Origin of the sequence: Marinobacter sp. CH_CUG1437-1, from assembly GCF_037029655.1 — a bacterium.
GTDB classification, from domain to species: Bacteria; Pseudomonadota; Gammaproteobacteria; order Pseudomonadales; family Oleiphilaceae; genus Marinobacter; species Marinobacter salsuginis.
Genome location: NZ_JAYMEW010000002.1, coordinates 204,235 through 227,173, shown reverse-complemented (window position 1 = coordinate 227,173; position 22,939 = coordinate 204,235). Strand labels below are relative to the sequence as shown.

28 protein-coding genes and 1 tRNA gene are annotated in these 22,939 nt (G+C 56.5%); 9 read left to right on the top strand and 20 right to left on the bottom strand.

The features are described 5' to 3' along the window. The first annotated feature begins 208 nt into the window (after positions 1 to 208). Both nfuA and WA411_RS06475 read left to right on the top strand, forming a co-directional pair. The gene (gene nfuA, locus WA411_RS06480) at positions 209 to 796 is read left to right on the top strand and encodes a Fe-S biogenesis protein NfuA (protein ID WP_069183573.1); all 588 of its coding nucleotides are present in this window, start codon (positions 209 to 211) and stop codon (positions 794 to 796) included. Positions 797 to 1,022: 226 nt separating this feature from the next. Continuing rightward, positions 1,023 to 2,216: a hypothetical protein gene (locus tag WA411_RS06475; RefSeq protein WP_291908908.1), complete on the top strand. Its 1,194-nt coding sequence runs from the start codon at positions 1,023 to 1,025 to the stop codon at positions 2,214 to 2,216. 14 nt (positions 2,217 to 2,230) lie between these two features. Here WA411_RS06475 and WA411_RS06470 read toward each other — a convergent pair whose 3' ends face one another. From WA411_RS06470 to WA411_RS06450, 5 genes are all read right to left on the bottom strand, one after another. Next, the gene (locus WA411_RS06470) at positions 2,231 to 2,557 is read right to left on the bottom strand and encodes a TusE/DsrC/DsvC family sulfur relay protein (RefSeq protein WP_069183574.1); all 327 of its coding nucleotides are present in this window, start codon (positions 2,555 to 2,557) and stop codon (positions 2,231 to 2,233) included. 3 nt (positions 2,558 to 2,560) lie between these two features. Further along, on the bottom strand, positions 2,561 to 2,842 hold the full coding sequence (gene tusB / locus WA411_RS06465) for a sulfurtransferase complex subunit TusB (RefSeq protein WP_136632245.1): 282 nt from the start codon (positions 2,840 to 2,842) through the stop codon (positions 2,561 to 2,563). A 3-nt stretch (positions 2,843 to 2,845) separates the two neighbouring features. Next, a complete protein-coding gene (locus tag WA411_RS06460) occupies positions 2,846 to 3,196 on the bottom strand; it encodes a DsrE family protein (protein WP_069183576.1) in 351 nt (116 codons plus the stop codon). A gap of 2 nt (positions 3,197 to 3,198) precedes the next feature. Further along, the gene (gene tusD / locus WA411_RS06455) at positions 3,199 to 3,615 is read right to left on the bottom strand and encodes a sulfurtransferase complex subunit TusD (RefSeq protein WP_291908918.1); all 417 of its coding nucleotides are present in this window, start codon (positions 3,613 to 3,615) and stop codon (positions 3,199 to 3,201) included. 102 nt (positions 3,616 to 3,717) lie between these two features. Continuing rightward, positions 3,718 to 4,416, bottom strand: a complete 699-nt coding sequence (locus WA411_RS06450) for a Bax inhibitor-1/YccA family protein (protein WP_069183578.1) — start codon at positions 4,414 to 4,416, stop codon at positions 3,718 to 3,720. A 211-nt stretch (positions 4,417 to 4,627) separates the two neighbouring features. Between WA411_RS06450 and WA411_RS06445 the strand changes: the two genes are divergently transcribed. Next, positions 4,628 to 4,718 (top strand) — tRNA-Ser (locus WA411_RS06445). Positions 4,719 to 5,099: 381 nt separating this feature from the next. Here the strand turns inward: WA411_RS06445 and hemH are convergent. The 4 genes from hemH to WA411_RS06425 form a co-directional block, all read right to left on the bottom strand. Beyond that, complete coding sequence (gene hemH, locus WA411_RS06440) at positions 5,100 to 6,209, bottom strand: ferrochelatase (RefSeq protein ID WP_291908924.1); 1,110 nt, start codon at positions 6,207 to 6,209, stop codon at positions 5,100 to 5,102. Positions 6,210 to 6,246: 37 nt separating this feature from the next. Further along, complete coding sequence (locus WA411_RS06435) at positions 6,247 to 6,678, bottom strand: TIGR01244 family sulfur transferase (protein WP_291908929.1); 432 nt, start codon at positions 6,676 to 6,678, stop codon at positions 6,247 to 6,249. A gap of 96 nt (positions 6,679 to 6,774) precedes the next feature. Beyond that, on the bottom strand, positions 6,775 to 7,200 hold the full coding sequence (locus WA411_RS06430) for a YeeE/YedE family protein (protein WP_153633487.1): 426 nt from the start codon (positions 7,198 to 7,200) through the stop codon (positions 6,775 to 6,777). Positions 7,201 to 7,204: 4 nt separating this feature from the next. Next, positions 7,205 to 7,642 carry a YeeE/YedE family protein gene (locus WA411_RS06425; protein WP_069183581.1) on the bottom strand — a complete coding sequence of 146 codons (438 nt, stop codon included), beginning with the start codon at positions 7,640 to 7,642 and terminating at the stop codon, positions 7,205 to 7,207. Positions 7,643 to 7,987: 345 nt separating this feature from the next. On the opposite strand from WA411_RS06425, the gene WA411_RS06420 reads away from it, so the two are divergent. Further along, complete coding sequence (locus WA411_RS06420) at positions 7,988 to 8,404, top strand: phasin family protein (RefSeq protein ID WP_069183582.1); 417 nt, start codon at positions 7,988 to 7,990, stop codon at positions 8,402 to 8,404. 9 nt (positions 8,405 to 8,413) lie between these two features. Here WA411_RS06420 and WA411_RS06415 read toward each other — a convergent pair whose 3' ends face one another. The 10 genes from WA411_RS06415 to WA411_RS06370 all read right to left on the bottom strand — a co-directional run bounded on the left by WA411_RS06415 (position 8,414) and on the right by WA411_RS06370 (position 16,839). Next, the gene (locus WA411_RS06415; protein WP_291908935.1) at positions 8,414 to 9,043 is read right to left on the bottom strand and encodes a TetR/AcrR family transcriptional regulator; all 630 of its coding nucleotides are present in this window, start codon (positions 9,041 to 9,043) and stop codon (positions 8,414 to 8,416) included. An 18-nt stretch (positions 9,044 to 9,061) separates the two neighbouring features. After that, positions 9,062 to 9,874, bottom strand: coding sequence for an exodeoxyribonuclease III (gene xthA, locus WA411_RS06410; protein ID WP_136632203.1), 813 nt, complete (start codon positions 9,872 to 9,874; stop codon positions 9,062 to 9,064). Positions 9,875 to 9,955: 81 nt separating this feature from the next. Next, entirely contained in the window at positions 9,956 to 10,696 is a 741-nt protein-coding gene (locus WA411_RS06405; protein WP_291908940.1) for a hypothetical protein, read from the bottom strand. Continuing rightward, on the bottom strand, positions 10,693 to 11,214 hold the full coding sequence (locus WA411_RS06400; RefSeq protein WP_136632205.1) for a DUF2878 domain-containing protein: 522 nt from the start codon (positions 11,212 to 11,214) through the stop codon (positions 10,693 to 10,695). The genes WA411_RS06405 and WA411_RS06400 overlap by 4 nt, the downstream gene beginning before the upstream one ends. Further along, the gene (locus WA411_RS06395; protein ID WP_291908943.1) at positions 11,211 to 12,485 is read right to left on the bottom strand and encodes an SAM-dependent methyltransferase; all 1,275 of its coding nucleotides are present in this window, start codon (positions 12,483 to 12,485) and stop codon (positions 11,211 to 11,213) included. The genes WA411_RS06400 and WA411_RS06395 overlap by 4 nt, the downstream gene beginning before the upstream one ends. Further along, positions 12,473 to 13,357 carry a DUF1365 domain-containing protein gene (locus WA411_RS06390; RefSeq protein WP_069183588.1) on the bottom strand — a complete coding sequence of 295 codons (885 nt, stop codon included), beginning with the start codon at positions 13,355 to 13,357 and terminating at the stop codon, positions 12,473 to 12,475. Before WA411_RS06390 ends, WA411_RS06395 begins: the two co-directional genes overlap by 13 nt. A gap of 2 nt (positions 13,358 to 13,359) precedes the next feature. Further along, positions 13,360 to 14,625: an NAD(P)/FAD-dependent oxidoreductase gene (locus tag WA411_RS06385; RefSeq protein WP_069183589.1), complete on the bottom strand. Its 1,266-nt coding sequence runs from the start codon at positions 14,623 to 14,625 to the stop codon at positions 13,360 to 13,362. Further along, a complete protein-coding gene (locus tag WA411_RS06380) occupies positions 14,622 to 15,422 on the bottom strand; it encodes an SDR family NAD(P)-dependent oxidoreductase (RefSeq protein WP_291908949.1) in 801 nt (266 codons plus the stop codon). The genes WA411_RS06385 and WA411_RS06380 overlap by 4 nt, the downstream gene beginning before the upstream one ends. Beyond that, positions 15,419 to 15,886, bottom strand: coding sequence for a nuclear transport factor 2 family protein (locus WA411_RS06375; protein WP_291908952.1), 468 nt, complete (start codon positions 15,884 to 15,886; stop codon positions 15,419 to 15,421). Before WA411_RS06375 ends, WA411_RS06380 begins: the two co-directional genes overlap by 4 nt. Further along, entirely contained in the window at positions 15,883 to 16,839 is a 957-nt protein-coding gene (locus tag WA411_RS06370) for an acyl-CoA desaturase (protein ID WP_069183592.1), read from the bottom strand. Before WA411_RS06370 ends, WA411_RS06375 begins: the two co-directional genes overlap by 4 nt. A gap of 116 nt (positions 16,840 to 16,955) precedes the next feature. Here WA411_RS06370 and WA411_RS06365 point away from each other — a divergent pair, with 116 nt between their 5' ends. After that, positions 16,956 to 17,984 carry an NAD(P)/FAD-dependent oxidoreductase gene (locus tag WA411_RS06365; protein ID WP_153633480.1) on the top strand — a complete coding sequence of 343 codons (1,029 nt, stop codon included), beginning with the start codon at positions 16,956 to 16,958 and terminating at the stop codon, positions 17,982 to 17,984. On the opposite strand, the gene WA411_RS06360 is transcribed toward WA411_RS06365, so the two are convergent. Continuing rightward, the gene (locus tag WA411_RS06360) at positions 17,974 to 19,458 is read right to left on the bottom strand and encodes an HD domain-containing protein (RefSeq protein ID WP_153633479.1); all 1,485 of its coding nucleotides are present in this window, start codon (positions 19,456 to 19,458) and stop codon (positions 17,974 to 17,976) included. The genes WA411_RS06365 and WA411_RS06360 overlap by 11 nt on opposite strands. Positions 19,459 to 19,572: 114 nt before the next feature. On the opposite strand from WA411_RS06360, the gene WA411_RS06355 reads away from it, so the two are divergent. The 4 genes from WA411_RS06355 (at position 19,573) to WA411_RS06340 (ending at position 22,912) form a co-directional block, all read left to right on the top strand. Beyond that, positions 19,573 to 20,781, top strand: a complete 1,209-nt coding sequence (locus WA411_RS06355; RefSeq protein WP_069183595.1) for a PP2C family protein-serine/threonine phosphatase — start codon at positions 19,573 to 19,575, stop codon at positions 20,779 to 20,781. A gap of 14 nt (positions 20,782 to 20,795) precedes the next feature. Beyond that, positions 20,796 to 21,287, top strand: a complete 492-nt coding sequence (locus tag WA411_RS06350; protein ID WP_064230439.1) for an STAS domain-containing protein — start codon at positions 20,796 to 20,798, stop codon at positions 21,285 to 21,287. Between the two features lie 64 nt (positions 21,288 to 21,351). After that, positions 21,352 to 22,419, top strand: coding sequence for an NAD(P)H-dependent glycerol-3-phosphate dehydrogenase (locus tag WA411_RS06345; RefSeq protein WP_209397289.1), 1,068 nt, complete (start codon positions 21,352 to 21,354; stop codon positions 22,417 to 22,419). A gap of 43 nt (positions 22,420 to 22,462) precedes the next feature. Beyond that, on the top strand, positions 22,463 to 22,912 hold the full coding sequence (locus WA411_RS06340) for a SixA phosphatase family protein (protein WP_069183597.1): 450 nt from the start codon (positions 22,463 to 22,465) through the stop codon (positions 22,910 to 22,912). Positions 22,913 to 22,939 lie beyond the last annotated feature (27 nt).

The following is a 22,939-nucleotide window of genomic DNA, read 5'->3' as shown; positions in this document are numbered from 1 at the left end:
TAACGCAGTATTAATGTCAATGGCGCGGGATCATAGCAAAAATGCCTGAGCCCGTCTTAGTACGAATGACGATTATCAACTGCCTTCTGCAAATACCTGCCAATACGGGAAATTGATTACCTTCGCAAAGCCCGACTATTTTACTTGGTCTTTCATGTTCCCGCGAACTCCCTTAAAATAACCTCAAACTTTCAAACGGGTTGAAAACATGGCTCAGGTTACTGTGACAGATCCCGCACGGGACTATCTTGCACAACTTATCGAAAAACAGGATGTGGAAGGCATGGGTGTGCGTATATTCGTTACCCAGCCCGGCACCAAGAACGCCGAGACCTGTCTGGCCTACTGCCCACCCAACGAAGTGGTACCGACGGACGAGCAGGTGGATCTGGACAAGTTCATTCTTTATCTGGACCACAATTCCGTTCCGTTCCTTGAAGAAGCGTACGTGGATTACTCCAAAGACCAGATGGGTGGCCAGCTCACCATCAAGGCACCGAACGCAAAGGTGCCGAAGATTGATGACGATGCGCCGCTTCCGGACCGGGTGAATTACATTCTGGCTTCCGAAATCAATCCCAACCTGGCGGCCCATGGGGGCGAGGTGTCTCTGGTAGAGATCGTTGACGAATCAGTGGCGGTGTTGCGTTTTGGTGGCGGCTGCCAGGGTTGCTCTGCAGTCAGTCTGACCCTTAAACAGGGCGTTGAGACCACCCTCCGGGAGCGTGTTCCGGAAATCACTGCCGTACGGGATGTGACCGACCACTCCTACACTGAAAACGCCTACTACCAGTAAGCGCCAAGATCTTTTCTTTCCCGTGGACCGCGCCCTCAGGGCGCGGCGCCCACTCAAGACTGCCGCAGTACCCTCATCCCCCTGGCTACACGGCCAATGTTGTGACATTTCAATTACTTCATCATTCGTCACATACACAGAAACATCAGGCATGTACCATCCTGGCTGCCTGTTAACAGCATTATCACCGGCTTGAACGGATTACACTCTTACACCGGGGTCAAACTTGTACGACGTTGCGCTTCTGTCTGTGCCACTCATGGCGGCCGTTGTTGGTTGGCTGACCAACTGGCTTGCCATCCAGATGTCCTTTTACCCGGTTCAATTCATCGGCGTGGGTATAGTGGGCTGGCAGGGAGTTATTCCCCGCAAGGCGGAAAAGATGGCGCACATCTGCATCGACAGGACCCTCCAGCAGTTCGGCGACCTCAACGCCGTCTATCAGAAGCTCGAACCCCAGCGCATCGTTGAGCAGGTTGTTTCCCAGGTCGCACCCAGAATGGATGAGTACATTGATGAAGTCATGTACGAGATTCAGCCGGTCCTCTGGGACAATCTCCCCCTGTTTCTGAGGAATCGGATTTACCAGTGGGCACGGGAGCAATTGCCGTCCCGGGTGGAGGAGCTGGTCGAGGACTTTGGCGATGATCTGGATGAGCTGGTGGATCTCAAGGCGTTGCTCAGCCGGGAACTGGAGAAGCACCCGGATATGATGAACCGGATCTTCCAGCAAGCCGGGGCGATGGAACTCCAGTCCGTGATCAACCGTGGCGCGATTATCGGCGGCATCCTCGGGGCAGTCCTCGTGCCTTTGTGGACCCATTATCCAGAACCCTGGCTGTTGCCCCTCGGGGGCTTTGTGGTCGGGTTCGTAACCAACTGGATTGCGATCAACCTGATCTTCTCCCCGCTCAGGCCGCGCCGGTTTCTGTTCTGGAAAATCCAGGGACTGTTTCTGCGCAGGCAACCAGAGATCAGCGATGTCTGGGCAAAGTTGGTGGCCGAAGAACTGATCACGGTTGAGAAAGTTGCCGATGCCATGATCAATGGCAGTCAGGGCGACAGGACCCGGGCGATCATCCAGAAACATCTTCGCCCCTTGCTGGACAATTCCGTCATCATGAAACTGACAGCGCAGGTGACCATGGGCATGACGGGTTACACCGAACTGCAACGGGTGATGAACCAGAAGGCGGTTCTGGCCACCGGAGATGTCTTTAGCGACCCCGCGTTTAACCGGGAGAGGGCGCCGGTGGTGGCGGAAGTGTTGTCGGGGCAGATGAAGGCACTGAAACCGGATGAATTCCAGGACATTCTTCGCCCGGCGTTCAGGGAAGAGGAACTCCAACTGATGCTCGTGGGCGGTATTTTCGGTGCCCTGGCAGGGCTGCTTCAGTTCCTATCCTTTGTCGGTATGTGAGCTGCTGCGCGGCGCTACAGGCAATTGGTGGGGCGGGGAAGCCCCGCTATCCGGCAGGCGGTCTTGGCTGGGGTTCCGGGAAACAGTTGCATCAGATAAATGCTGTTGCCCCTGTCCTCGCCCAAGGCCTCTTTGACCGCTTTCACGAACAGGCGGTTCGAGGGTGGCGATATTTCATGTTCCTTATAAAAAGACCGCAAAAACTCTATGATTTCCCAATGTTTTTCGGTCAACTCCATTCCGTCCTCAGCGGCTATGGTAGCCGCGACATCTTCCGTCCAGTCTCGGGCGTCTTCAAGAAAACCTTCGTTATTTCGTTCCGGCATTGTGGTATTGGTCATGGCTTACCAACTGATTACCCGTTGTGCTTGAACTGACAGCGAAACCATCTCCGCGTAATCCACAGCGCTGACGTTACCTGCCAGATTGGCCAGTCCCCGGGCATCGAGGTCCTGCGTGAGTGCAAATACCCTGCTGATCCCAGGCAGATTATCCGTTGCAAGAAGTAGAACGCCCCCGCCGATCAGCAAGAGGCAATCCTCCTCAGCGACCATCTCAAGGCAGCGGGTTGCACGCGGGTGGTCCGGAGACTTGTTCAGAATGTGCAATGTCTGGATGGCAGTCATGGATCAACCTGCGAAAGCGGTGTGGTCATAGGCGGCAAGTAGGGCGGCGTCTGCATCTACCAGAGTTACGCCCTCAATGAGCGAGTTCTCATCCAGTCCGTAGGTGCGGCATGCGGCGCGATCCGCCAGGATGGCTTCTATACCGAAAATAGGCGCAGCCGCGAGATTCTTGTCCACTGACTTCTGGCCAATGCCTCCGGCTTCCTGGCCCTTTTTTAACCAGTTGACGCCAGCTCCGGTGAATAGGAGTGACGCCGCTTGGTCAAAAGCTGCCAGCGAAAACGCCATATCCAGTGCTTCCCGCCCGCTCCAGGTGCCGTAAGGAGCCTGGTCAATCATGATCAGAGTGCTCACGGTCAGTCTCCAGCGTGAAAGTAGAGAGTTCGGGTGGACTTTATCCGTCCTTCGACCCATTCGCCGAGCCCTGCGATTTCAAACGGGGCGCGCAGATTGGATGCGGGCAACTCGTAGCGTTTCTGCTCGGTTTCGTTTACCAGCCCACGACGCAGCGCAGAGGCAATGCAGGCAACAACGGGAATGCTGTGCTCGGTGAGAAACTGCGACCACGCCTCGGGCCAGTGGGTTTCGTCCGATGGCGGTGCGCACAGTGCTGACGCAAGATGCACGCCATCCCCGTAGAGAAAAACCCGGTCGATGCGATGCCCGGCGTTAACGGCAGCCTGAGCAAAGCCAAGGGCGGTCTGGGGCGCCTGGGACGAGTAGGGTGCGCCGGTAATTACCAAGGTGAAGCTTTCAGAAGCAGTTTCGGCCATATTTCCTGTGTGTTCCTGATCTGTCGTTCAGGGCTTTCAGTTTACCGAAAGCAAAAACCCCGGCAACTGCCGGGGTTTCGAGCCAGCTTAATCAGTCTGGCATCAATCTTCGCCGCTGAACGCAGACAGCAAGTGCAGCAGGCTGACGAACAGGTTGTAGATGGATACATACAGTCCAACGGTGGCAATCACGTAGTTGCGCTCTCCACCTTTGATGATCTGGCTGGTTTCAAACAGGATCATGATGGAGGCGAAAATAGTGAAGCCAGCAGACACTGCCAGATGCAGAGCAGAGCTCTCCATCAGGAAGGCCAGCAGCATGGCGCCGATCAATACGAAGGCACCAGCGGTCAGGAAGCTCGACATGAAGCTGAAGTCTTTTTTGGTAATGATTGCCGTGGCAGACAGGCCAACAAAGGCGACAGCCGTCAGTGTCAGAGCCTGGGCAACAATCTGGGAAGCGCCGGCGGCTACGAATGCGCCGATGATCGGGCCCAGGGTGTAACCCATGAAGCCGGTCAGCGCGAACGTGGTCACGATGCCCCACGGGCTGTTCTTCAACTTATAGGTTGCGAACAGCAGGCCAATGTATCCCACAATGGTGATCAGGAAGCCCGGATGGGTTCCGTTCATGTTCAGGAATGCGGTGAGCGCCGAGAAGGCGAGGGTCATGCCCAGGAGCATGTAGGTGTTGCGCAACACCTTCATCGCGTCATCGCTGATACCAGTGGTCGCGCGCTCGGTCTGGGGAGTCGAATAGGCTCCCTGAGAGTTCTGAACGCCGAATCGTCTGTCTTCCATTGTCATCTCCGTTTATAACGACTGGATACTGTGTCCCATAATAGTGTCAGATACGCAACTTTCAATCATTTACGACAGGAAACCGGCTCCCGGATTCCATTAAAAACCGTTAATGTTGAAAAATACGGCGGGTTTTATGCAGAGCGTTGACAGCACAGGCAATTCCGGTATCATGCACACCGCTGTCGCAATGGCGGCGAATGGAAAAACCGGTGGGCTGGCAGAGTGGCTGAATGCAGCGGTCTTGAAAACCGCCGAAGGTTAGTAGCCTTCCCGGGGTTCGAATCCCTGGCCCACCGCCATTTTTCCTTCTATCCCTTGTCTCCCCGAAGAACTCTTTAGCACCAATTCCCCACGGATCGTCGTGTTTATCCCTACTTGGTTTGGCGCCAGGTCACCCTCACTATCCAGTTATCGAACGTATGAGGGCCAACCATGACTAACTTCCAGAACACTTACCCATCGTGCGACGGTTTAAAGGAGCGCCGCGATCGGAAGTTCTCTGTCTCCGCAAATCGGGGTAAGGCCAGTCACAGGGTGCGTTACGTGGAGGCAGGCGGTGCCGCGGTTGATACTGAGGAATGCACGTTCTGTCAGTCAGTACCGGATCTTTCAGCGAATGAGCGTGAGAAGGGGGAGGACCGGAGCAGCTGATACTGCCCCGGTTGTAAGCCTGGGACCGCTCAAAGATCCCGGCCCGGATAGGTCATTTCTTTCTGCTCATCGGCTCTTTGTTGCCGTGCAGCCAGGGCATCAGGTTCGTTCCTGGGTACCTGCCAGCCTTCCAGGTTTTCCTCGATCAGTTTCACCAGAGCTTCGATATGCCCGGGCGTGGCGTTCAGTGCCGTGATATAGCTGAACCCTTCACCGCCGGCTTCCATGAAGTAGTCGCGGTTTTCCTCGTCGATTTCCTCAATGGTCTCCAGGCAGTCCGATGAGAAGCCGGGGCAGAACACGTCGATGGATTTCACGCCCTTGCCCGGCAGAGATTTCAGGGTTTCATCCGTGTAGGGCTTGAGCCACTCTTCCTTGCCAAATCTGGACTGGAAGGTGGTCATGTAGTCTTCCTTGCTCAGGCCAAGGCGTTCCGCCAGCAAGCGTGAGGTTTTGTGGCATTCACAGTGGTAGGGGTCGCCTTTGGTCAGGTATTTCAGTGGCACCCCGTGATAGGAGAACACCAGCTTCTGGTTCCGCCCGTGGTTCGACCAATGGGCCTCGATGTGGCGCGCCATGGCTTCAATGTACGGCGGGTAATCCGGGTAGTGGGAAATAAACCGGAAATCCGGCAGCCAGCGTCTCTTGGTGAAATCCCTGGCGATGGCGTCGAAAGTGGATGCAGAGGTCGAGGCGGAGTACTGGGGGTACAGTGGCAGAACCAGCAGCTTCCGCACTCCCTGTTCCCGCATCTCATCCAGAACCCGTGCAATCGACGGATTGCCGTACCGCATGGCAAACCCGACGACCACGTTGGGCCCATACTTGCGCTTCAGGGCCTCCCGGATGCCCTCAGCCTGCTTTGCGGTGTGCAGCAGCAGGGGAGAGCCTTCTGGCTGCCACACACTGGAATAGGCCTCCGCACTGCGCTTGGGCCGAATGCGGAGGATAACCCCGTGGAGGATCAGCCACCACAGTGGCCTCGGCAGCTCCACTACTCGCGGGTCCGAGAGAAATTCAGCCAGGTAACGCCGGAGCGCAGAGGTGGTCGGGGCGTCCGGGGTGCCAAGGTTGGTGACCAGCACTCCCAATCGGTCAGGCTGGTTGTGGCTGAAATTCTCTGAACCTTTGTATTGCATGCGGTGAATCCTGAACGTAGATGAAACGGTTGGATTATCAGCTGTTACCGGCGGCCTGCTGTGCCATCCTCGGCGCAAGGCCTGAGATGTCGTAGCCGACGTTGCGTGCCTTGGTAAAGATTTCATTGGCTGATGTATTTCTGGCCGAGCTCAGTGCCCACAACACGGTGGAGCGGGTTCCGGAGCGGCAGAAGGCCAGTACGGGCTTTTCCGCGTCCCGGATCATTGGCGCAAATCGGTTTACATCGTCATCGGTGATGTTGCCTGACTCCACCGGCATATAGACCCACTCAAGGCCCTGTTCCCGCGCGGCCGCTTCAATGTCTGCCATTGCCGGTTGGCCGGGTTCCTCGTGATCAGGGCGGTTTGCTACCAGGGTCTTGAAACCCAGCCTGGCGGCCTCTGCCACATCTTCGACGGAAATCTGGGGTGCAACTGAAATGTTGTCATCAATCTTTCTGATATCCATGGATGTCCTCTCCGGATCGAGTAGTGGGGCTGCCGCCATGATCGCATAGCCTCCGGGCTGTGTCAGAATGGCGGCAGGAAAATTAACAGAAACTACTTATGCTTTCGCGCGGCTGCGCTCAATCACCTCGAAGATGCCCATACCCGCGACCATGGCGGCCACAAACACCGCCGCCTTGATTTCGCCGGCACCGAGCGCGACCAGCCCGGGGCCGGGACAAAAACCGGCTATGCCCCAGCCGATGCCGAACATCAGACCGCCCAGGATCAGCCGTTTGTCGATATGGTTGCTGGTGGGCATCTTCATGTGGAAGCCGAGAAAGGAGAGGGTACGTTTACGGGCAACGGCAAACGCGACCACGCCCACCATGATGGCTCCGCCCATCACAAAGGCGAGTGAAGGATCCCAGGCGCCGGCAATATCCAGGAAGCCGAGCACCTTCTCGGGATTTGCCATACCGGACACGATCAGGCCCAGACCAAAAACCAGGCCGGCAAACAGGGAGGCAAGTGAAAATTTCATGGCGTCAGACTCCCAGAAGATGACGAATGACATAAACAGTGACAAATCCGGCTGCCATGAAGCTGAGGGTGGCGGCCAACGAGCGAAGTGAAAGCCGCGACAGCCCGCAAACTCCGTGACCACTGGTGCAGCCGGAACCGTATCGCGTGCCGATACCGACAAGCAGTCCGGCAATAATCAGAGCCGGATAGCCGGCTTCGATTTCAATGGGGGGAAGTTCAGTAGCCAGTACCCAGACAGCCGGAGCACCGATTAACCCCAACAGAAACGCGAGGCGCCAGGCGATATCGCCCTTTGCCGGCGCAAGAAGCCCACCGAGAATTCCGCTGATGCCGGCAATACGACCGTTCAGAAGCAGAAAGCTGGCAGCGGCGATGCCCACCAGAATGCCCCCCAGAAGCGCGGACCAGGGGGTGAAGTTACTCCAGGCGATTTCAATCATCTGTTACTCCGAACGTTAAACGTGGTTTTTGGAATAAGCATATATCTGGGGGCGATAATACCAAAAAAAAGCCCGGCAAAGGATGCCGGGCAGAGGCGTGCGAGTAGTATCCATGAAAGACTTCCAGACAAACCGGCATCAGCAGGGACGCCGGTATTGGGAAGTATTGACTATATTTTGAACACTTCAAGCGAGAGTCACTTTCGTTTGAAAACATTTTTTCATATCGGATACGTCTTTATACTGCGGCCTTTCACTGTGCGGCTCTCAGGCCGACTGAAATCCGGCCAAACCTGTAATACAATAGGTCGTCGAAAGAAATATCCGTACCCCCGAGGTTGTTACATGTCTGACGAGAACGACAATAAGCCGGAGAATGATCCGCAACTGGCGGCAAAAATCAAGGATTCCGCCCGCCAGATCTGGTTGGCCGGGCTGGGTGCCTATACTAAAGCCGAAGAGGACACCGGCCGATTCTTCGATCGTCTTGTTCAGGAAGGTGAGCAACTGGAGAACAAAACCCGGGGTGTGGTCGAGAAGCAGATCAAGTCCGTGGAAGACCGGGTCGAAGGGGTTCGTGAACGTGCCACCGGTACCTGGGACCGGCTTGAGCACATGTTTGATGAACGGGTTTCCGGGGCACTGAGGCGCCTGGGGATCCACCGCAGGGAAGAGATCGAATCCCTGGAACGGAGGATTGAAGCCCTTGAATCAGAGCTTGCCCGCCTGCGCAATCGTGCCGGTGACGATGAAGAGGAATAATCGCGCCCCTCAGAGATAGTCCCGGCTCATCAGTCGGGCTTCTTCGCGGTGGCCGGGTTCGAGGTAGGGAAGGATCAGGTGCATCATCTGGTAGACCCCACGCCCCGGATCGACTGATTCCCTGTCATCCAAGTGGGATAGGGTGTCAAAAGCACTCCAGTAACAGGCAGTTAGCGTTAACTGCTCACACAAAGACTCAAGTTCTTCAGGTTCTATTGCCATGATTTCCTGGCGCCGGAAGCTGTCGCAAATGGTTCTGAACGCGACGATTTTCTTCTTCTGGATGCGCTTGAAACGAACCTGCAGTTGATCGTAGCGGGACAGAACGTTCACCAGATCCTGGTAGAGAAACCGGTAGCGGGCGACGGTCTCAAACAGTAGGTGCAGGAAAAACCCCTGTTGATCGAGGCTGATGTCGGCGTCTTCCGGAACCGCCAGAAGATCCACCATGTCGTGCTCGAACTGGTCGAACAGCTCCTCGACAATGTCGCCCTTGCTTTTGAAGTGGTAGTAAAGGTTGCCCGGGCTGATATCCAGCTCATCTGAGATCAGCAGTGTTGTGACATTGGGCTCGCCAATGCTGTTAAACAGCGCCAGGCTGGTCTGAAGAATACGGTCGCGGGTTTTGATTTTTTTCATGTCGCGCCCGGCCAGCCCCTAGAGTTCGAAGCTCGCCCAGACCGGACAATGGTCGGACGGCCGTTCCATGGCTCGAATGTCGTAGGAAACGCCTGCCTGGCGGGCTTTGGGCAGCAGACTGTCGCTGGCCATGATCAGATCAATCCTGAGACCGCGCTTGGGATCCCGTTCAAATCCCTTGCTGCGGTAATCGAACCAGCTGAATGTGTCCGCCTCGTCCGGGTGCAGGTGGCGGAATACATCGGTGTAGCCGCGCGACTCAACCTGGCCCAGCCATTCCCGCTCCTCGGGCAGAAAGGAACATTTGCCGGTGCGCAGCCAGCGCTTGGCGTTGTCTGCGCCAATGCCAATGTCCTTGTCGGTTGGAGAGATGTTCATATCGCCCATGACCACGACATGCCCTCCGGCTTGCTTGAGCTCGTCCAGGTAGCGCATCAGATCGGCGTAGAATTTTTCCTTGGCAGGGAACTTCACCGGGTGGTCGCGGCTCTCGCCCTGGGGAAAGTAGCCGTTAATTACTGTCAGTTTTTCACCATTTACGGTGAACTGGCCGGTGATCAATCTGCGCTGGGAGTCCTCGCCGTCCCAGGGGTAGCCTTTGACAATCTCGTCCGGCTCAGCCTTTGAGAGCAGCGCAACGCCGTAGTGGGTCTTCTGGCCATGAAAGTGGACGTGGTAGCCGAGTTCGCGGATTGCTTCGACGGGAAAGTCGTCGTCCTGGACCTTGGTTTCCTGAAGACCGATAAAATCCGGAGCCAGGGCGTCGATGACGGCCTCAAGCTGATGCAGGCGGGTTCGGATACTGTTGACGTTGAAAGAGACGAACATCATTACGAAAAACTCTCCGGCGTTGGTTCCCGGCGGAGTTTAACACACTGACCCCCTGGGTCTGCCTTGGCAGGGGCGACAGTTTCAGGGGGTCAGTTCACAATCCGGGCTGGTTTGCACGGAATAGCGAATATGTGCGGTGTAGTTCTCGTCCTGGTTTTTCCGGATATTGGTCAGGCCAAGATAATCGGAAAGGGCACCGGCGTTGTTGTAACCCAGCACGATAGGATCCACCAGGAACCTCAGCACCATGCCTGTCGGACGTATCTGGACTACATGGTCGGCGTCTATTTGTTCGTTCTCGACACGTTCCAGCACAAAGCCATAGTGCTCGCCCCGGGTAGGCCCTAGGAAACGGAATTCCACCGGGTCACCGGCCAGTACGCTTTGCCAGTTCTGGCGGACAAAGTTGTCGAAACCCGCATCGACAACCGTATTGGACGGGTACTCCACCTGGAACCGCTCCGAATCGCCCCCAGGCGTCTGCCAGTTGATCATCAGAGTATCGGGTTCTGGATAGGTGATCTCCATCTTTTCGTCGAACGTGGGCTGCAAGAAATCCACGGTCGGTCGCAGAACTGACGCCCCATATTCCAGGGACTTACGCGCGAACGACTCTTCATAGCCAGGCTTGTGATAGGCCACTTCATGCTGTCGGGGCCGGAAGATTCCTTCCTCACAGGTTCCATCAACGGCATGCCGTTCCTCGTAGATGACGTTACCGCCGTCGGTGGTCGCGGTACCGGTGAAGCGAAAATCCTGTGCCACCGCCGGCAACGCTGCAGTCATCAAGGCAAAGGAAACGACCAAAGGCCTGGTTCTCATTGCACCAGCTCCGGATAAAGCGTTTTGCGGGCGTACAAAAGCAATGGAAAAACCACTAGCCAGCCAAATGCGAGTGCGATCAGTGAGGGCATCAACTCCGGCAGCTGCACGGCGCCGAGCTGGCTGGCGGACCAGTAGGCGAACGGGCCAGCGAAGGGTGCAAGAACGAACGGCAACCACGCCTTCTTGCTGATCCAGTCCAGAGAATGGCTCAGAGTGGTCATGAAAATGGCCCAGATGGCCACCAACCACGGTGGCGTCAGCATCACCTGTCCGGTTCCGTCGTCCAGAATTCCGGTCCGGAACCAGATGCCGTCCAGAACGGAGCCAACCACGGTTCCCAGGCCGATGAACTGCAGCTCTGTCATTCGGTTCTGGCTCACAAGCACAAAGTGCAGCACCAGAAACACCACCACCACGCCAGCTCCGATCAGGCCCGGATAAAACACGCAGGCAAACCATCCTGCCTGGAACAGCAGAAAGTTCAGGATGTTACGGGCAGTTTCAGAGGCGATCATACGCTCAGGATGTTCTCACGTTTGTTGCCGGGCTTGGCGAAAACCAGCTGCGCCACGCCAATGGCACGTTCACTGAAGCCCGCCTCGCAATAGGCAAAGTAGAAGTGCCACAGGCGACGGAAGGCCTCGTCGTAGCCCATGGAATCCAGCTTGTCACGCTGAGCCATGAAGCGTTCACACCAGTCGTGAAGCGTTCGGGCATAGTGAAATCCGATGTCTTCGGCATGGGTCAGCACCAGTTTGCTCTCATTGCGGACGGACTCCAGTATCGCGCCGAAAGAGGGAATAAAGCTGCCCGGGAAGATGAAGCGCTGAATAAAATCGACGTTTTTCAGGGCCCTGTGGTACCTCTGCTCCGGCATGTTGATGGCCTGCACAAGTGCCAGCCCATCGGGCTTTAACAGCGCGTTGATCTGGGAGAAGTAGCTGTCCAGGAACTGCGGGCCGACGGCTTCGATCATCTCGATGGATACCAGCTTGTCGAACTGGCCTTCAAGATCCCGGTAATCGTCAAACAGAAGGGTAATACGGTCTTCCAGGCCTTCCTTCTGAACCCGCGCCTTCGCCAACTCCAGCTGTTCCCTGGAAATGGTCGTGGTAGTCACGTGGCAGCCGTAATGTTTGGCGGCGTGGATCGCAAAGCCGCCCCAGCCGGTGCCGATTTCAATCACTTTGTCGCCAGGCTGGAGATCGAGTTTCCGGCAAATGGTATCCAGCTTGTGCACAGCCGCTTCTTCGAGCGTGGATTCGGCACTTGGGTATATGGCTGAGGAATACATCATGGTTGGGTCCAGGAACGCCTCGAACAGATCGTTACCCAGATCGTAATGGGCGCTGATGTTCTTCCGCGAGCCTTCCTTGGTGTTCCGGTTTAGCCAATGCAACCCTTTCAGGGCCGGTTTGGTAACCCAACTGAACCGGTCTTCAAACTCATTCATTCGGTCAACGTTACGTGTAAAGAAACGGAGCAGGGCAACCAGGTCGGGCGTGGACCAGTCACCGGCCACAAAGGCCTCCGCAGCACCGACACTTCCGCCGGTCAGAAGATCACGCCAGGTACTGTGATCGTGAACGATCAATTCGGCAGGTTGGTACTGGCTGTTATCATCTCCGAATACCAGATCTTCAAAACCGGATTCCCTGACTGTCAATTTGCCTTCGCCCAGTAGACGGAGCTGCTGAATCACCAGAGTCCTTGCAAACCGGCTAAGAACCGGCAGGCTGCCGGAGTCGGATGAGGTGTTTTCAACTGAGGTATTCAGGTTCTCCATGAGCTTACCCTTCCACGGATCTTGTCATTGGTCTCGGAGCTGGTGACATCCAGCCCGGAATCATCGTGCCCACGGCGGTAGGCGCTGTCGTCTTCGGGAAGCTTGTCCGGGTGGCTGTAGAATGGCGCCCCCTTCAGCTTGAGGCGCAGCGCATGCCAGTAAATGCCGGCCACAACCTTGAACGCTTCCAACGGAAACTTTCGAAGACTTCTGTGCACATCTTTACGATTGAGAGGTGTGCGTTGGACTACCAGAGTGGCATCAAAATGTTTTCGGTCGCCCTCAAGAACATTCATGTGAATTCTGAGATCCGGGCCGCGGAAACTGAATGTCCATTCGTAGTGCTGGTTCATGCCATTGAATGGCGAGACGTGAAAACGCTTGCTGAAGCCAAACCGCTCGGTGCGCCACCCGGCCTGGTTAGGTTCTGCCCCCATGGTTTCCAGACAATAGACATGGCGATCGTGCCAGGGGGTGTTGGTAATCTGGGCAACGATCACTTTGGGAACCACGCCATCAGCCGGGCGCTCCCCGGACCGGTAGCAAAAGTAGAAACTGACCGGGTTGAACACATAACCGAAATACCGGGGATGGGTGATCAGCTCCACTTCGCCGTCGGGGCGCCAGCCCGTGGCTTCCTCAACGTGATCGCGAACCGCAACCGAGAGGTCCCCGGTGTCCGGTCGGAAATAATCCCTGCGTTTCAGGGAAATCCAGTTAAAACGTTCCAGGGAGAAGAGCGGACTGACCCCTGAAACCGTGTCCCACTCGTCGGTGTCCAGGGCCAGCATGCCCGTGCTGTAGCTGAATTCGTGTTGCACCGGGTACTTCCGTCTGTGCCGGACAGTACCCTCCAGCCACTGGCTGTTCATGATCAAAGCTCCACCCCGAAGGCTTCGGTTACCCGCAGCGCACTGCGAACACCGTCTTCGTGGAACCCGTTGAACCAGTATGCACCGCAGAAATGGGTCCGATTCTGATTGCCGATTTCGTCGTAGCGTTCCTGGGCAGCCACCGCGTCCAGTGTGAATACCGGGTGAGCATACTCGAAGCGTTTAATAACCTTGTCGGGATCAATATCACGGCTGCGGTTCAGGGTCACACAGAAAGTTTCCGGGGCATCGTGGAAATTCTGCAGGATATTCATGTTGTAGGTAACCGAGACCGGTTCGGTACTATGGGTCGGGATGAAATAGTTCCAGGCCGCCCACGCCCGGCGATTATCCGGTAACACACTGCTGTCGGTGTGGAGTACCACATCATTATTCTGGTAGGCCATGGCGCCCAGAATGTCGCGTTCCTTGTCGGTTGCGTCGGCGAGCATCGCTAACGCCTGGTCGCTGTGACAGCCAAAGATCACCTGGTCGAAGTGGTGTTCCTCGCCTTTCACAGTAAGCGTAACGCCGCCTTCATTCCGGACAACCCTGTCAACAGGGCTGTTCAGATGCATGCCATCACCGAGCCTGTACATCATTTTCTTTACGTACTGGGCGGAGCCGCCTGAAATCACCCGCCAGGTGGGGCGGTCATCCACCGAAAGCATGCCGTGATTGTTGAAAAACTGCAGGAAGAAGCGGATTGGAAACTGTTCCAGTACGATTTCCGGGGCTGACCAGATGGCCGCTCCCATGGGCACGATGTAGTAGTTCCGGAAGTAACGGGAATAGCCATTCCGGTTCAGGTATTCGCCCAGGGTTTCTTGGTTGTTGATGTTGCCCGCTTCCAGGTCAGCCCGCGTTTCCTTGTTAAACCGCAGAATCTCCCGGACCATCTTCAGGAATGGCAGGTTGAGCAGGTTCTTCCGCTGGGCGAACAGGGTATTGAGGCTGGTGCCGTTATACTGCAGGCCGGTGCTGCTGCAATCCACACTGAAGCTCATATCGCTGACCTCAGATGCAACTCCGAGCCGCTCCATCAGCTTGATGAAATTGGGGTAGGTCCAGTCGTTGAACACGATGAACCCGGTGTTTACCGGCCAGGTACGACCACCGGCCTCTACCTCTTCGGTGTTGGTATGACCACCGGCGTAGTCGCCGGCCTCAAAAACCTGAACCTCGTGTTTCTCGGCCAAAAGCCAGGCAGCCGTGAGGCCGGAAACGCCGGCCCCAATGACAGCAATTCGCTGACGTTCACTACTCATCCATTGTTTTCCTGTTCGGCGTTACTTTTACGGGCCATGGAGGCCGACATCCGGTCAATCAGGGGCCGGGGAAGGGCACCAAGCACTTTGAGCATCCAGGTAAATCGCTTCGGGAAAGCGATTTCGTTTTTACCACGTGCCAGCCCGCTTACAATCCGTTCTGCCGCGTCCTCGGCCGAGACCAGGAAGGGCATCGGGAAATCATTGCGGTCGGTCAGAGGGGTTTTTACAAAGCCAGGAGAGACTACGACCACATCAATACCCTCGGCCGCGAGATCCGCCCTGAGGGATTGGGCAAAGTAGGTCAGCGCAGCCTTGGACGCGCCGTAACCTTCGGCCCGGCCAAACGGGAACCACCAGGCAGACGAACTGACAATTACCAGGGTGGCCGGTTGCCCCTTTGCCCGGCTGCGGCGCAGAGCGGGCAGAGCAATCTCCAGGCACCTGGCCGTGCCAATCACGTTGGTGTGGATGTTCTTCTCGATAACATCACTGTCATAGTGTGCTATCTCCAGATACTCACATGTACCGGCGTTGAGAATCACCATGTTCAGGTCGCCGTGGTTCTCAAGCGACCCCGCAATGGCTTGAAGATCCTCCTTGCTGGTGGTGTCCGCTGCAGCCGGGATAATCCTGTCGGGCGCCACGGATGCCAGTTCTTCGAGCGCTCCCTTGCGTCGCCCGGTAATAACGAGCCGATGACCGCCGCGTGCAAGTGCGCGGGTAACGGACTCACCAATGCCGGAACTGGCACCCGTTATCCAGATATTCGAGGTTTCCTGAAGTCGATCACTCATCCTGCCTGATCCTTGATCCAGCGAATGACCCTGCCAACTAGTGGCAGGTTTTCGTAGAGCATTTCCCCTGCGTCAAAGTAGTCACGGTGGTAGCACACCATGCCATCACGTATCTCCAGATGGCTTATGCCCCGAACCTGGACCTCCCGCCCCTTGCGAATCCGCTTGTGGCGGAGGTGCATCACCCAGGGCACGGCGGCAAATTCTCCCTGTACAATCGCTTCGCCAAAATCGAAGCGGCAGGAAATAACGTTTGCATAGGCACCGGCGAAATAGCGGGTGAGCTCATCAAGCCCTTGTACTGTCTCCAGCGGGTCCTGAAAGCGGATATCCTCGCTGTAGACCTCTGAAAGTTTGTTCAGATTGCCTTTATCGAGTTCGTTGAAGAGCGCCCTGAAATGGTCGAGCGCCGCCGGAAGCGCCGAGTTCCGCTTACCGACTTCGATCTTTGAGGCGGTTGTCATTTGTTGCTCCTCCTCGCTTTATCCAGTTCGCGTGTCTCCTCCTGAATATGCTTGGGAATCGGATTAAGCTCCCAGATGATTCCCAGCTTCGACATCAGCCACAGTCCATACCATGTGATATCGATTTCATACCACCGAAAGCCCTGCCGGACAGACTGTGGCCAGCGGTGATGGTTGTTGTGCCATCCTTCCCCGAGGGTAATCAGAGCCAGCCAGAAATTGTTTCTGCTGTCGTCGGATGTCTCGAACCGGCGTTTGCCCCAGACGTGGGAGAGGGAATTGATCGACACAGTGGCGTGGAACAACACCACGGTCGAGATAAAGAAACCCCACACCAACAACTGCAGCCCATTGGTGCCCAGGCCCGGAGCCCAGGCTGCCAGAGCTTCGCCCAGGGCATAGATGCCGACGGCTGCCAGGGCAGGAACCAGCGCATCGAACCGGTTGATCAGTTTGAGCTCTGGAAACTTGAGCCAGTCGCGAACGCGGCGTTCGTCCGTTGCAAACCCGGCGTCACAGGTGAACCAGCCCATGTGTGACCACCAGAAACCGCCTTGGTGAGGCGAATGAAGGTCCAGTTCGTCATCGGAGTGCTGATGATGGTGTCGGTGATGCGCTGCCCACCACAGGGGGCCACGCTGGGCAGCGCTGGCGCCCAGAACAGCGAAGACAAACTGGGCAGGGCGACTGGTCTTGAACGTTTTGTGGGCAAAGTACCGGTGATAGAATCCTGTAATCGCGAACATCCGCACCAGGAAAAACGCAAACGCAAACCCGATGGCGAATGCGCTTGCCCCCGTGTAAAACGCCAGCAAACATGCCAGATGAAGCGCTATGAACGGGATAACCCGCAAAAAATTGAATGATCTGGATGTCGTGTCGATGTGATCCGAACCCGCCTCGGAATCGAACCACCTCAGAATGTTTGTAAACCAATGCTGCATTCGGGTCATACCCTGATTGCCCTTTCTCTTGTATGGAACCTTGATCGCACGCTCAGCCCTCTGGCCGAAGCCGTTTCATGGGATGTTGTACGATCTGACTACCGGAATTGGATGCACGATAAACCATGTTTAATCAAACCTTTGATTCACCACTTATACGCCGTATCGCTATCGTTGGTTCAGGCCTTGCCGGGCTGACAGCGGCGATCCAGTTACGAAGCCTGGGCCATGACGTTACGGTCTTCGAGAAAAGCCGGGGGCCCGGTGGCAGGCTCGCGGCAAAACGGGTAACCGGCGGTTCGGCAGATGTCGGGGCGCAGTACTTCACCTCCCGGAATCCGGATTTCCTGCCGTTTCTCCGCAACTTCGCCGGCCCGGAAAGTTTCGGACCGTGGGAAGGGCGGTTTGGTTTCCAGACCGAAGCAGGCAATTGGGAGCCATTTCCGGACGAAACGCGTTTCGTTGGAACCCCGCGCATGACGGCCATTACCCGCGCCCTGTCGGTCCACGCAACCGTTGTTGCTGAAACCCGAGTGGGTAAGTTGGCCCGAAACGACCAGTCCTGGCGCCTCCTGGATACCTCTGGCACCCAACTTGGCGACTTTGACCAGGTGATCATTACCGCTCCGCCGGCACAGGCCCGGGATCTTCTCGCCGACAGCGGTCTGGAAGAGCTTGCTTCGCAACTTGATGATCCGGTGAGTCGGGTTTTGCCATGCTGGGCTGTCGCTGCTCATTTCCCCGAGTCGCCCTGGCCGCACCATGAGGGAATGCGCTGCCAGCATCCGGCATTGTTCTGGGTGGCCAACAATTCCAGCAAACCCGGTCGGGAAGACAAAGGGCAGTGGTGGGTTTTGCACGCCAGTCCGGCCTGGACCGAAGAGCATGTGGATGCGCCTGCCGAACAAGTCGCCGACAAACTCCTGGCCGCATTCCGGGAATTGACCGGCTTTGAAACCCCGCCAGACGAATGGGTCACGCACCGCTGGCTCTATGCCCGCTCCGAGGGTGGCGACCAGCCTGGGCACTTATGGTTTCCGGATTACGGGCTGGGGCTTGCCGGCGACTGGCTCAGTGGCGGACGGGTTGAAGGCGCCTTCGACAGCGCCAGCGGCCTGGTTGCCGAACTGACCACTGCGGCTGTTACTCAGTGAGAGCCTCCTGGCTGCCCGTAGTAACATCCGGGCGAGTGTAGAAATGGGTGATGGTGCCGTCGCTGAATTTGCTGAAGAAGGCGCTCACATCGGTGATCTTCTTCAGTGAACGGCCACGGTGAATGGGCTCGCGCACCAGCACCTTGATGCCGTTGAAATTGTCCTGGATATTCGAGAAGCGTGCCCGCATGGAGCAGGTCACCACCTGGGCCGGGTTGAGCGAAAGCTCGCCAGCCAGCCAGGCGCTGTGCCGCTCAATGCCCCTGGCGGACAGGTCTTCACGGGTATCCAGGTGGTTCAGCTTCACCCGGTTTACGATGCAGAAGGAAAAGCTCTTCGGGTGTTTGCGGGCCACTTTCCGGAAGGCCTCCCAGAAAAAGTTGTCGGTCAGCTCTGCAAAATAGGCCATGTCGCTCAGGCAGGTATCCACCCATTCAAAGTTCTCCGGGTCATCAAGTACCTCATTGATCGCTTCCCGAAGCAGCCAGTCAAAGCCGAGTGCGGTCTTGTGGGCATACACCTTCCGGTACATCTGGTGGCGACTGTAGACAAAGTCTTCCAGCGCCCCCAGCCCCTTCTGGGTAATGGCCAGCCCCAGCCAGGGTTCAGAAACATCCCAGCCAAAGCGCAGGTTGCTCAGCAGGTGGTCCAGATTGAAGCCGCCGATGGTCACCGACGAGTGGAAGCCATCCCGCAACATGTAATCAGCGCGGTCGGCATCGATTTCGCCCGATACAATGGATGACAGCAGATCCATTACCAGGCCCGGAATGTCTTCGCTCAGGGGAGAACCGGCGGCCGCATCCTCTCCCGCGATAAAGGCCCAGAACGTTCGAGCGTGGCGGCAGAATGTTTCGCTGGGCCTTACTTCGGTCGTTTCCATGATGCCGATGACATCCCGGGCGTATAGGCCTGCACTCTCCAGATCCACGGCCGTTAGTACATCGTGGGCGACTCGCACGGAGTAGTGTTCGTGTTCGAGTTCATCGGGCTCTTTCGGGTGGTACGTGGAATAATCCACGCCGTGCCAGAGATCCCGGAATCGTCCCGGCCGGGACATCAACTCCCGAATCCGTCGAGCCTGGGTGAACTGATGCGAGAAACTGGAGTGGCCACTGTCGTGCAGCAGACAGCCCAGACGGATGGTTTTTGCCAGGTAGTCGATGGCGTCGAGCTGGCTCAGGCTCAGATCCGTTTGTTCACTCAGCTGGCGTTCCCGCAGATAGGCGTCAATCATCGAGCGGAACATACGGGTGCCCACGTGCATCACGCCGATGCTGTGCAGAAACCGGGAATGGGTTGCTCCGGGGAAGACCAGGCTGAGGATGTCGTTCTGGCAGATGTTTCGAAGCCGCTGGAACAGCGGATGGTCGATCACCTGGATTTCGTGCCGGTAGAGTGGAATGCCTCCATGAACCGGATCCATGATCAGCTTGTCATAGGCTCCGAGTAGATCGTTTACGGCACGTCGCATCAGCTGGAATCCTCCGATTTCATGAACTTGGCCTTGTTATATCACAGGGGCGTGCCAGAATAGGCTTATTCAAGCCAATTTATCGTTTATCGCTGGTAGTTTAGGGCAGTCGCCATGACCTCGCGCACCGAGCGCATACTTATAATAGACGCCGATGAAAAGGCCCGTACGGATCTCGCCCGATACCTCGAAGCGCGGGGGTTCTACGTAACGGGGTATCCGGATCTCGCCGGCGCCAAGGCCCTGTTTGACGATAACATTCCCGATGTCATCTTTGCAGATCTGTCTCCGGAGGCCATCCGGGACCTTGCCAGCCGCCTCGAAGAAGCCGAAACCTTCACCCCGATCGTGGCCTGTTCCTCCAGTGAATCCAGTGCCGATGTGGTCAATGCGCTCCGGGCCGGGGCGGCCGATTTTGTCCTGAAACCCTGCAACGACGACAAAGGTGCCCTGGATGATGTCCTTGGGAAACTGTTTGACCGGGTTCGGGTCAATCGGTTGAATCAGCTGTACCGACAGGAACTGGAGGAGGCCAACCGGGATCTCCGTGACGGCATTGCCGAGTTACGGGCAGACCAGCGTGCCGGAAGGAAAGTCCAGTTACGGATGTTGCCGGAGCACGAGCAGGTTATGAGCGGCCTGCACGTGGACCACATGATCAAGCCATCGCTCTATCTGAGCGGCGATTTTCTGGATTATTTCCGCATTTCCGACGACAAGGTACTGGTCTACATCGCCGATGTCTCCGGCCATGGCGCCAGCTCAGCCTTCGTGACGGTATTGTTGAAAAACCTGACCAACCGCCTCCAGCGCAACCTCCGCCGGGGCTCCAGTGAGGATATCCTGCACCCGGACCGCTTCCTGGAACGAATCAACTCGGAATTGTTGGATACCGGTCTCGGCAAACACGTAACCGTATTCGTTGGCATCATTTCTCTGAGTGAGCGTAAATTGAATTACGCAGTGGGCGCACATTTCCCGATGCCCATCCTGTCCTTCGAGGGAGGGAAGACGGCTTTCCTGGAGGGGAGCGGGCTACCGGTCGGGTTGTTTGAAACCCCTGAGTGGGAGGTGTACGAAGTCCCCCTGAACAAACCGTTTCATCTGACCCTGTTTTCGGATGGAATTCTGGAAGTTATCCGGGAAAAAGGTCTGGATGAAAAGGAACGGACACTACTTGAACTCGTATCGGGAGGTCGTCACACTATCGCCTCTCTGAGCGATGCTCTGAATCTCGACCAGATCACAGAGCTGCCGGACGATATCGCTATCGTATCGGTTACTGATACCATTGGGACATCAGATAACACCCCGTCGAATTAGTGGCAGTGTGAGACATGGCTGGTTACAAGATCCTGCAAGCTGAAAAACAGGGCATTTATGTCCTGAAGTTTATCGGGGAAATCCGGCTGAACCTGTGTTCGACGCTGGACAATCTGGTTGAGTCCATTACCCAGGACCCACAGTTCAAGACTGTGGTAATCGACCTGACCGAAACCGAGATCATCGACAGCACCACGCTCGGACTGCTTGCCAAAATAGCCATGGCGGCCCAGAAACAAAGCCACTTCCTGCCCACACTGATTTCGACCAACCCTGACATTACCCGCATTATCACTTCCATGGGGTTCGACAAGATATTCATCATCGTTCGAGAACCCGCGTCCCGTATTGAAGAGCTTGAAGAGATACCTGTACTCAGAGCCAGTGAACAGCAGGTTCGGGACAAGGTGCTCGATGCCCACAAGGTACTGATGGGCCTGAACAACCGAAACAGGGAAGAATTCAAGAATCTGGTGCGCGCTCTGGAATGTGAAGAGCCCGGTTAATGCCTCCTTGCCTCGATGTGAGGCGCTGCCGGTTTCACACCTGATCTGACAAAACGGAAGAACTATGTCTGAACAATCGACGCCTCAAGACACCGGGGCAACCGGACCGGTGCACGACGTAGCGGTTCTGGGCGGTGGCAGCTTCGGCACCGCAATGACCAAGGTACTGGGTGAAAATGGCCACCGCGTGCACTTCTGGATGCGCGGCCAGGACCAGGCCGAGGAAATTCGTACCACCCGGGTGAACAGCCGCTATATGCCCGGCGTTGAACTGTCCGGAGATATTCAGCCCACCACGGACCTTGCGGATGCCGTCAGCAAGGCCGAAATTGTCTTCGTCGCCATTCCCAGCAAGGCCTTTCGGGCCGTTATTCGCGAAAACTGTGAAAAATTCCGCGATGACCAGATTGTGATCAGTCTGACCAAAGGCATTGAAGAGCACGGCTTCAAGTTGATGAGCGAGATTCTCCAGGAGGAGATTCCCCGTTGCCGCACAGGCGTGCTCAGTGGTCCCAATCTGGCAGGAGAAATCGTCAATCGAGATCTGACTGCTACCGTTATCGCCGCCAAGGATCCGGACGTGCGCCGTTCCGTTCAGGATCTGTTGGGCTGTGAATACTTCCGCGTATACGCCAATGTGGATGTGTATGGCGTAGAACTCGCCGGAGCACTGAAAAATATCTATGCAATCGTTGCTGGCCTCGCCTCTGCCCTGGAGATGGGGGAGAACGCCAAGGCCATGCTGATCACGCGGGGGCTTGCGGAAATGAGCCGGTTCGCCGTCAGCCTCGGTGCCAACCCGATGACCTTCATGGGGCTGGCGGGCGTTGGTGACCTGATTGTCACCTGTACCTCATCCAAGAGCCGAAATTTCCGAGTGGGCTATGCAGTAGGCCAGGGCCAGAAGCTGGATGATGCAGTGGCAGAGCTCGGGCAGGTAGCCGAAGGTATCTATACCCTGAAACTGGTTAAGGAAAAGGCCGAGGCGATCGGTATCTATATGCCGCTGGTCCGTGGTCTTTACGAGATTCTCTACGAGAACGCATCCATCAAGGCGGTGATCAACAGCCTGATGATGTCGGTCCAGAATTCCGACGTAGAGTTCATCTTGCCGCGTACCATCAGCCAGTAAAACGGTTTGCAAAGGCCGGAGACGGTCTGAAAGGAGAGAGCCCTTGCAACTGCTCATCATGCGTCACGGCGAAGCCGGCTGGCACACTCTGGATCAGGAGCGTGAACTGACAGAATCCGGCCGCCTGGGCGCGGCCGAGGTCGCTGCCCGCATCGCCGAGTCTCCCTGGCGCCCAAAACTGATCTGGAGCAGCCCTTACGTCCGGGCCCGGCAAACGGCGGCAATTGTTTCCGAGATCCTGAATTGTCCCGTTGAAGAAAAGCTGTTTATCACCCCGGACGACGATCCCGGCGCGTGCCTCGATGCATTGATTGAGCAGCACGAGTCGCCATTGATGATTGTCTCCCACATGCCGCTGGTCGGTAGTCTTGCCACCCTCCTGGTAGATGCCCACCGCCGGGGCATTCCGTTCATGACTTCCCAGGCGGTGATGCTCGATATGCCGGTGGTTGGCCCGGGCTGCGCAGACTTGAAAGCGCAGTTTCTGCCCTGATACTCGGTTTATCCGATTTCTGAATTC

Coding starts and splice junctions, on each gene's coding strand:
- xthA (WP_136632203.1), bottom strand. CDS start 9,874: ATGATGTTCGTCTCTTTCAACGTCAACAGTATCCGAACCCGCCTGCAT.
- WA411_RS06390 (WP_069183588.1), bottom strand. CDS start 13,357: ATGAACAGCCAGTGGCTGGAGGGTACTGTCCGGCACAGACGGAAGTAC.
- tusB (WP_136632245.1), bottom strand. CDS start 2,842: ATGACTGCCATCCAGACATTGCACATTCTGAACAAGTCTCCGGACCAC.
- WA411_RS06370 (WP_069183592.1), bottom strand. CDS start 16,839: ATGACCCGAATGCAGCATTGGTTTACAAACATTCTGAGGTGGTTCGAT.
- WA411_RS06405 (WP_291908940.1), bottom strand. CDS start 10,696: ATGAGAACCAGGCCTTTGGTCGTTTCCTTTGCCTTGATGACTGCAGCG.
- WA411_RS06470 (WP_069183574.1), bottom strand. CDS start 2,557: ATGACCAATACCACAATGCCGGAACGAAATAACGAAGGTTTTCTTGAA.
- WA411_RS06350 (WP_064230439.1), top strand. CDS start 20,796: ATGGCTGGTTACAAGATCCTGCAAGCTGAAAAACAGGGCATTTATGTC.
- WA411_RS06415 (WP_291908935.1), bottom strand. CDS start 9,043: ATGAAAAAAATCAAAACCCGCGACCGTATTCTTCAGACCAGCCTGGCG.
- tusD (WP_291908918.1), bottom strand. CDS start 3,615: ATGGCCGAAACTGCTTCTGAAAGCTTCACCTTGGTAATTACCGGCGCA.
- WA411_RS06345 (WP_209397289.1), top strand. CDS start 21,352: ATGTCTGAACAATCGACGCCTCAAGACACCGGGGCAACCGGACCGGTG.
- WA411_RS06375 (WP_291908952.1), bottom strand. CDS start 15,886: ATGACAACCGCCTCAAAGATCGAAGTCGGTAAGCGGAACTCGGCGCTT.
- WA411_RS06425 (WP_069183581.1), bottom strand. CDS start 7,642: ATGATTGAAATCGCCTGGAGTAACTTCACCCCCTGGTCCGCGCTTCTG.
- WA411_RS06450 (WP_069183578.1), bottom strand. CDS start 4,416: ATGGAAGACAGACGATTCGGCGTTCAGAACTCTCAGGGAGCCTATTCG.
- nfuA (WP_069183573.1), top strand. CDS start 209: ATGGCTCAGGTTACTGTGACAGATCCCGCACGGGACTATCTTGCACAA.
- WA411_RS06420 (WP_069183582.1), top strand. CDS start 7,988: ATGTCTGACGAGAACGACAATAAGCCGGAGAATGATCCGCAACTGGCG.
- WA411_RS06400 (WP_136632205.1), bottom strand. CDS start 11,214: ATGATCGCCTCTGAAACTGCCCGTAACATCCTGAACTTTCTGCTGTTC.
- WA411_RS06435 (WP_291908929.1), bottom strand. CDS start 6,678: ATGGATATCAGAAAGATTGATGACAACATTTCAGTTGCACCCCAGATT.
- WA411_RS06355 (WP_069183595.1), top strand. CDS start 19,573: ATGACCTCGCGCACCGAGCGCATACTTATAATAGACGCCGATGAAAAG.
- WA411_RS06385 (WP_069183589.1), bottom strand. CDS start 14,625: ATGAGTAGTGAACGTCAGCGAATTGCTGTCATTGGGGCCGGCGTTTCC.
- WA411_RS06430 (WP_153633487.1), bottom strand. CDS start 7,200: ATGAAATTTTCACTTGCCTCCCTGTTTGCCGGCCTGGTTTTTGGTCTG.
- WA411_RS06380 (WP_291908949.1), bottom strand. CDS start 15,422: ATGAGTGATCGACTTCAGGAAACCTCGAATATCTGGATAACGGGTGCC.
- WA411_RS06395 (WP_291908943.1), bottom strand. CDS start 12,485: ATGGAGAACCTGAATACCTCAGTTGAAAACACCTCATCCGACTCCGGC.
- WA411_RS06365 (WP_153633480.1), top strand. CDS start 16,956: ATGTTTAATCAAACCTTTGATTCACCACTTATACGCCGTATCGCTATC.
- hemH (WP_291908924.1), bottom strand. CDS start 6,209: ATGCAATACAAAGGTTCAGAGAATTTCAGCCACAACCAGCCTGACCGA.
- WA411_RS06360 (WP_153633479.1), bottom strand. CDS start 19,458: ATGCGACGTGCCGTAAACGATCTACTCGGAGCCTATGACAAGCTGATC.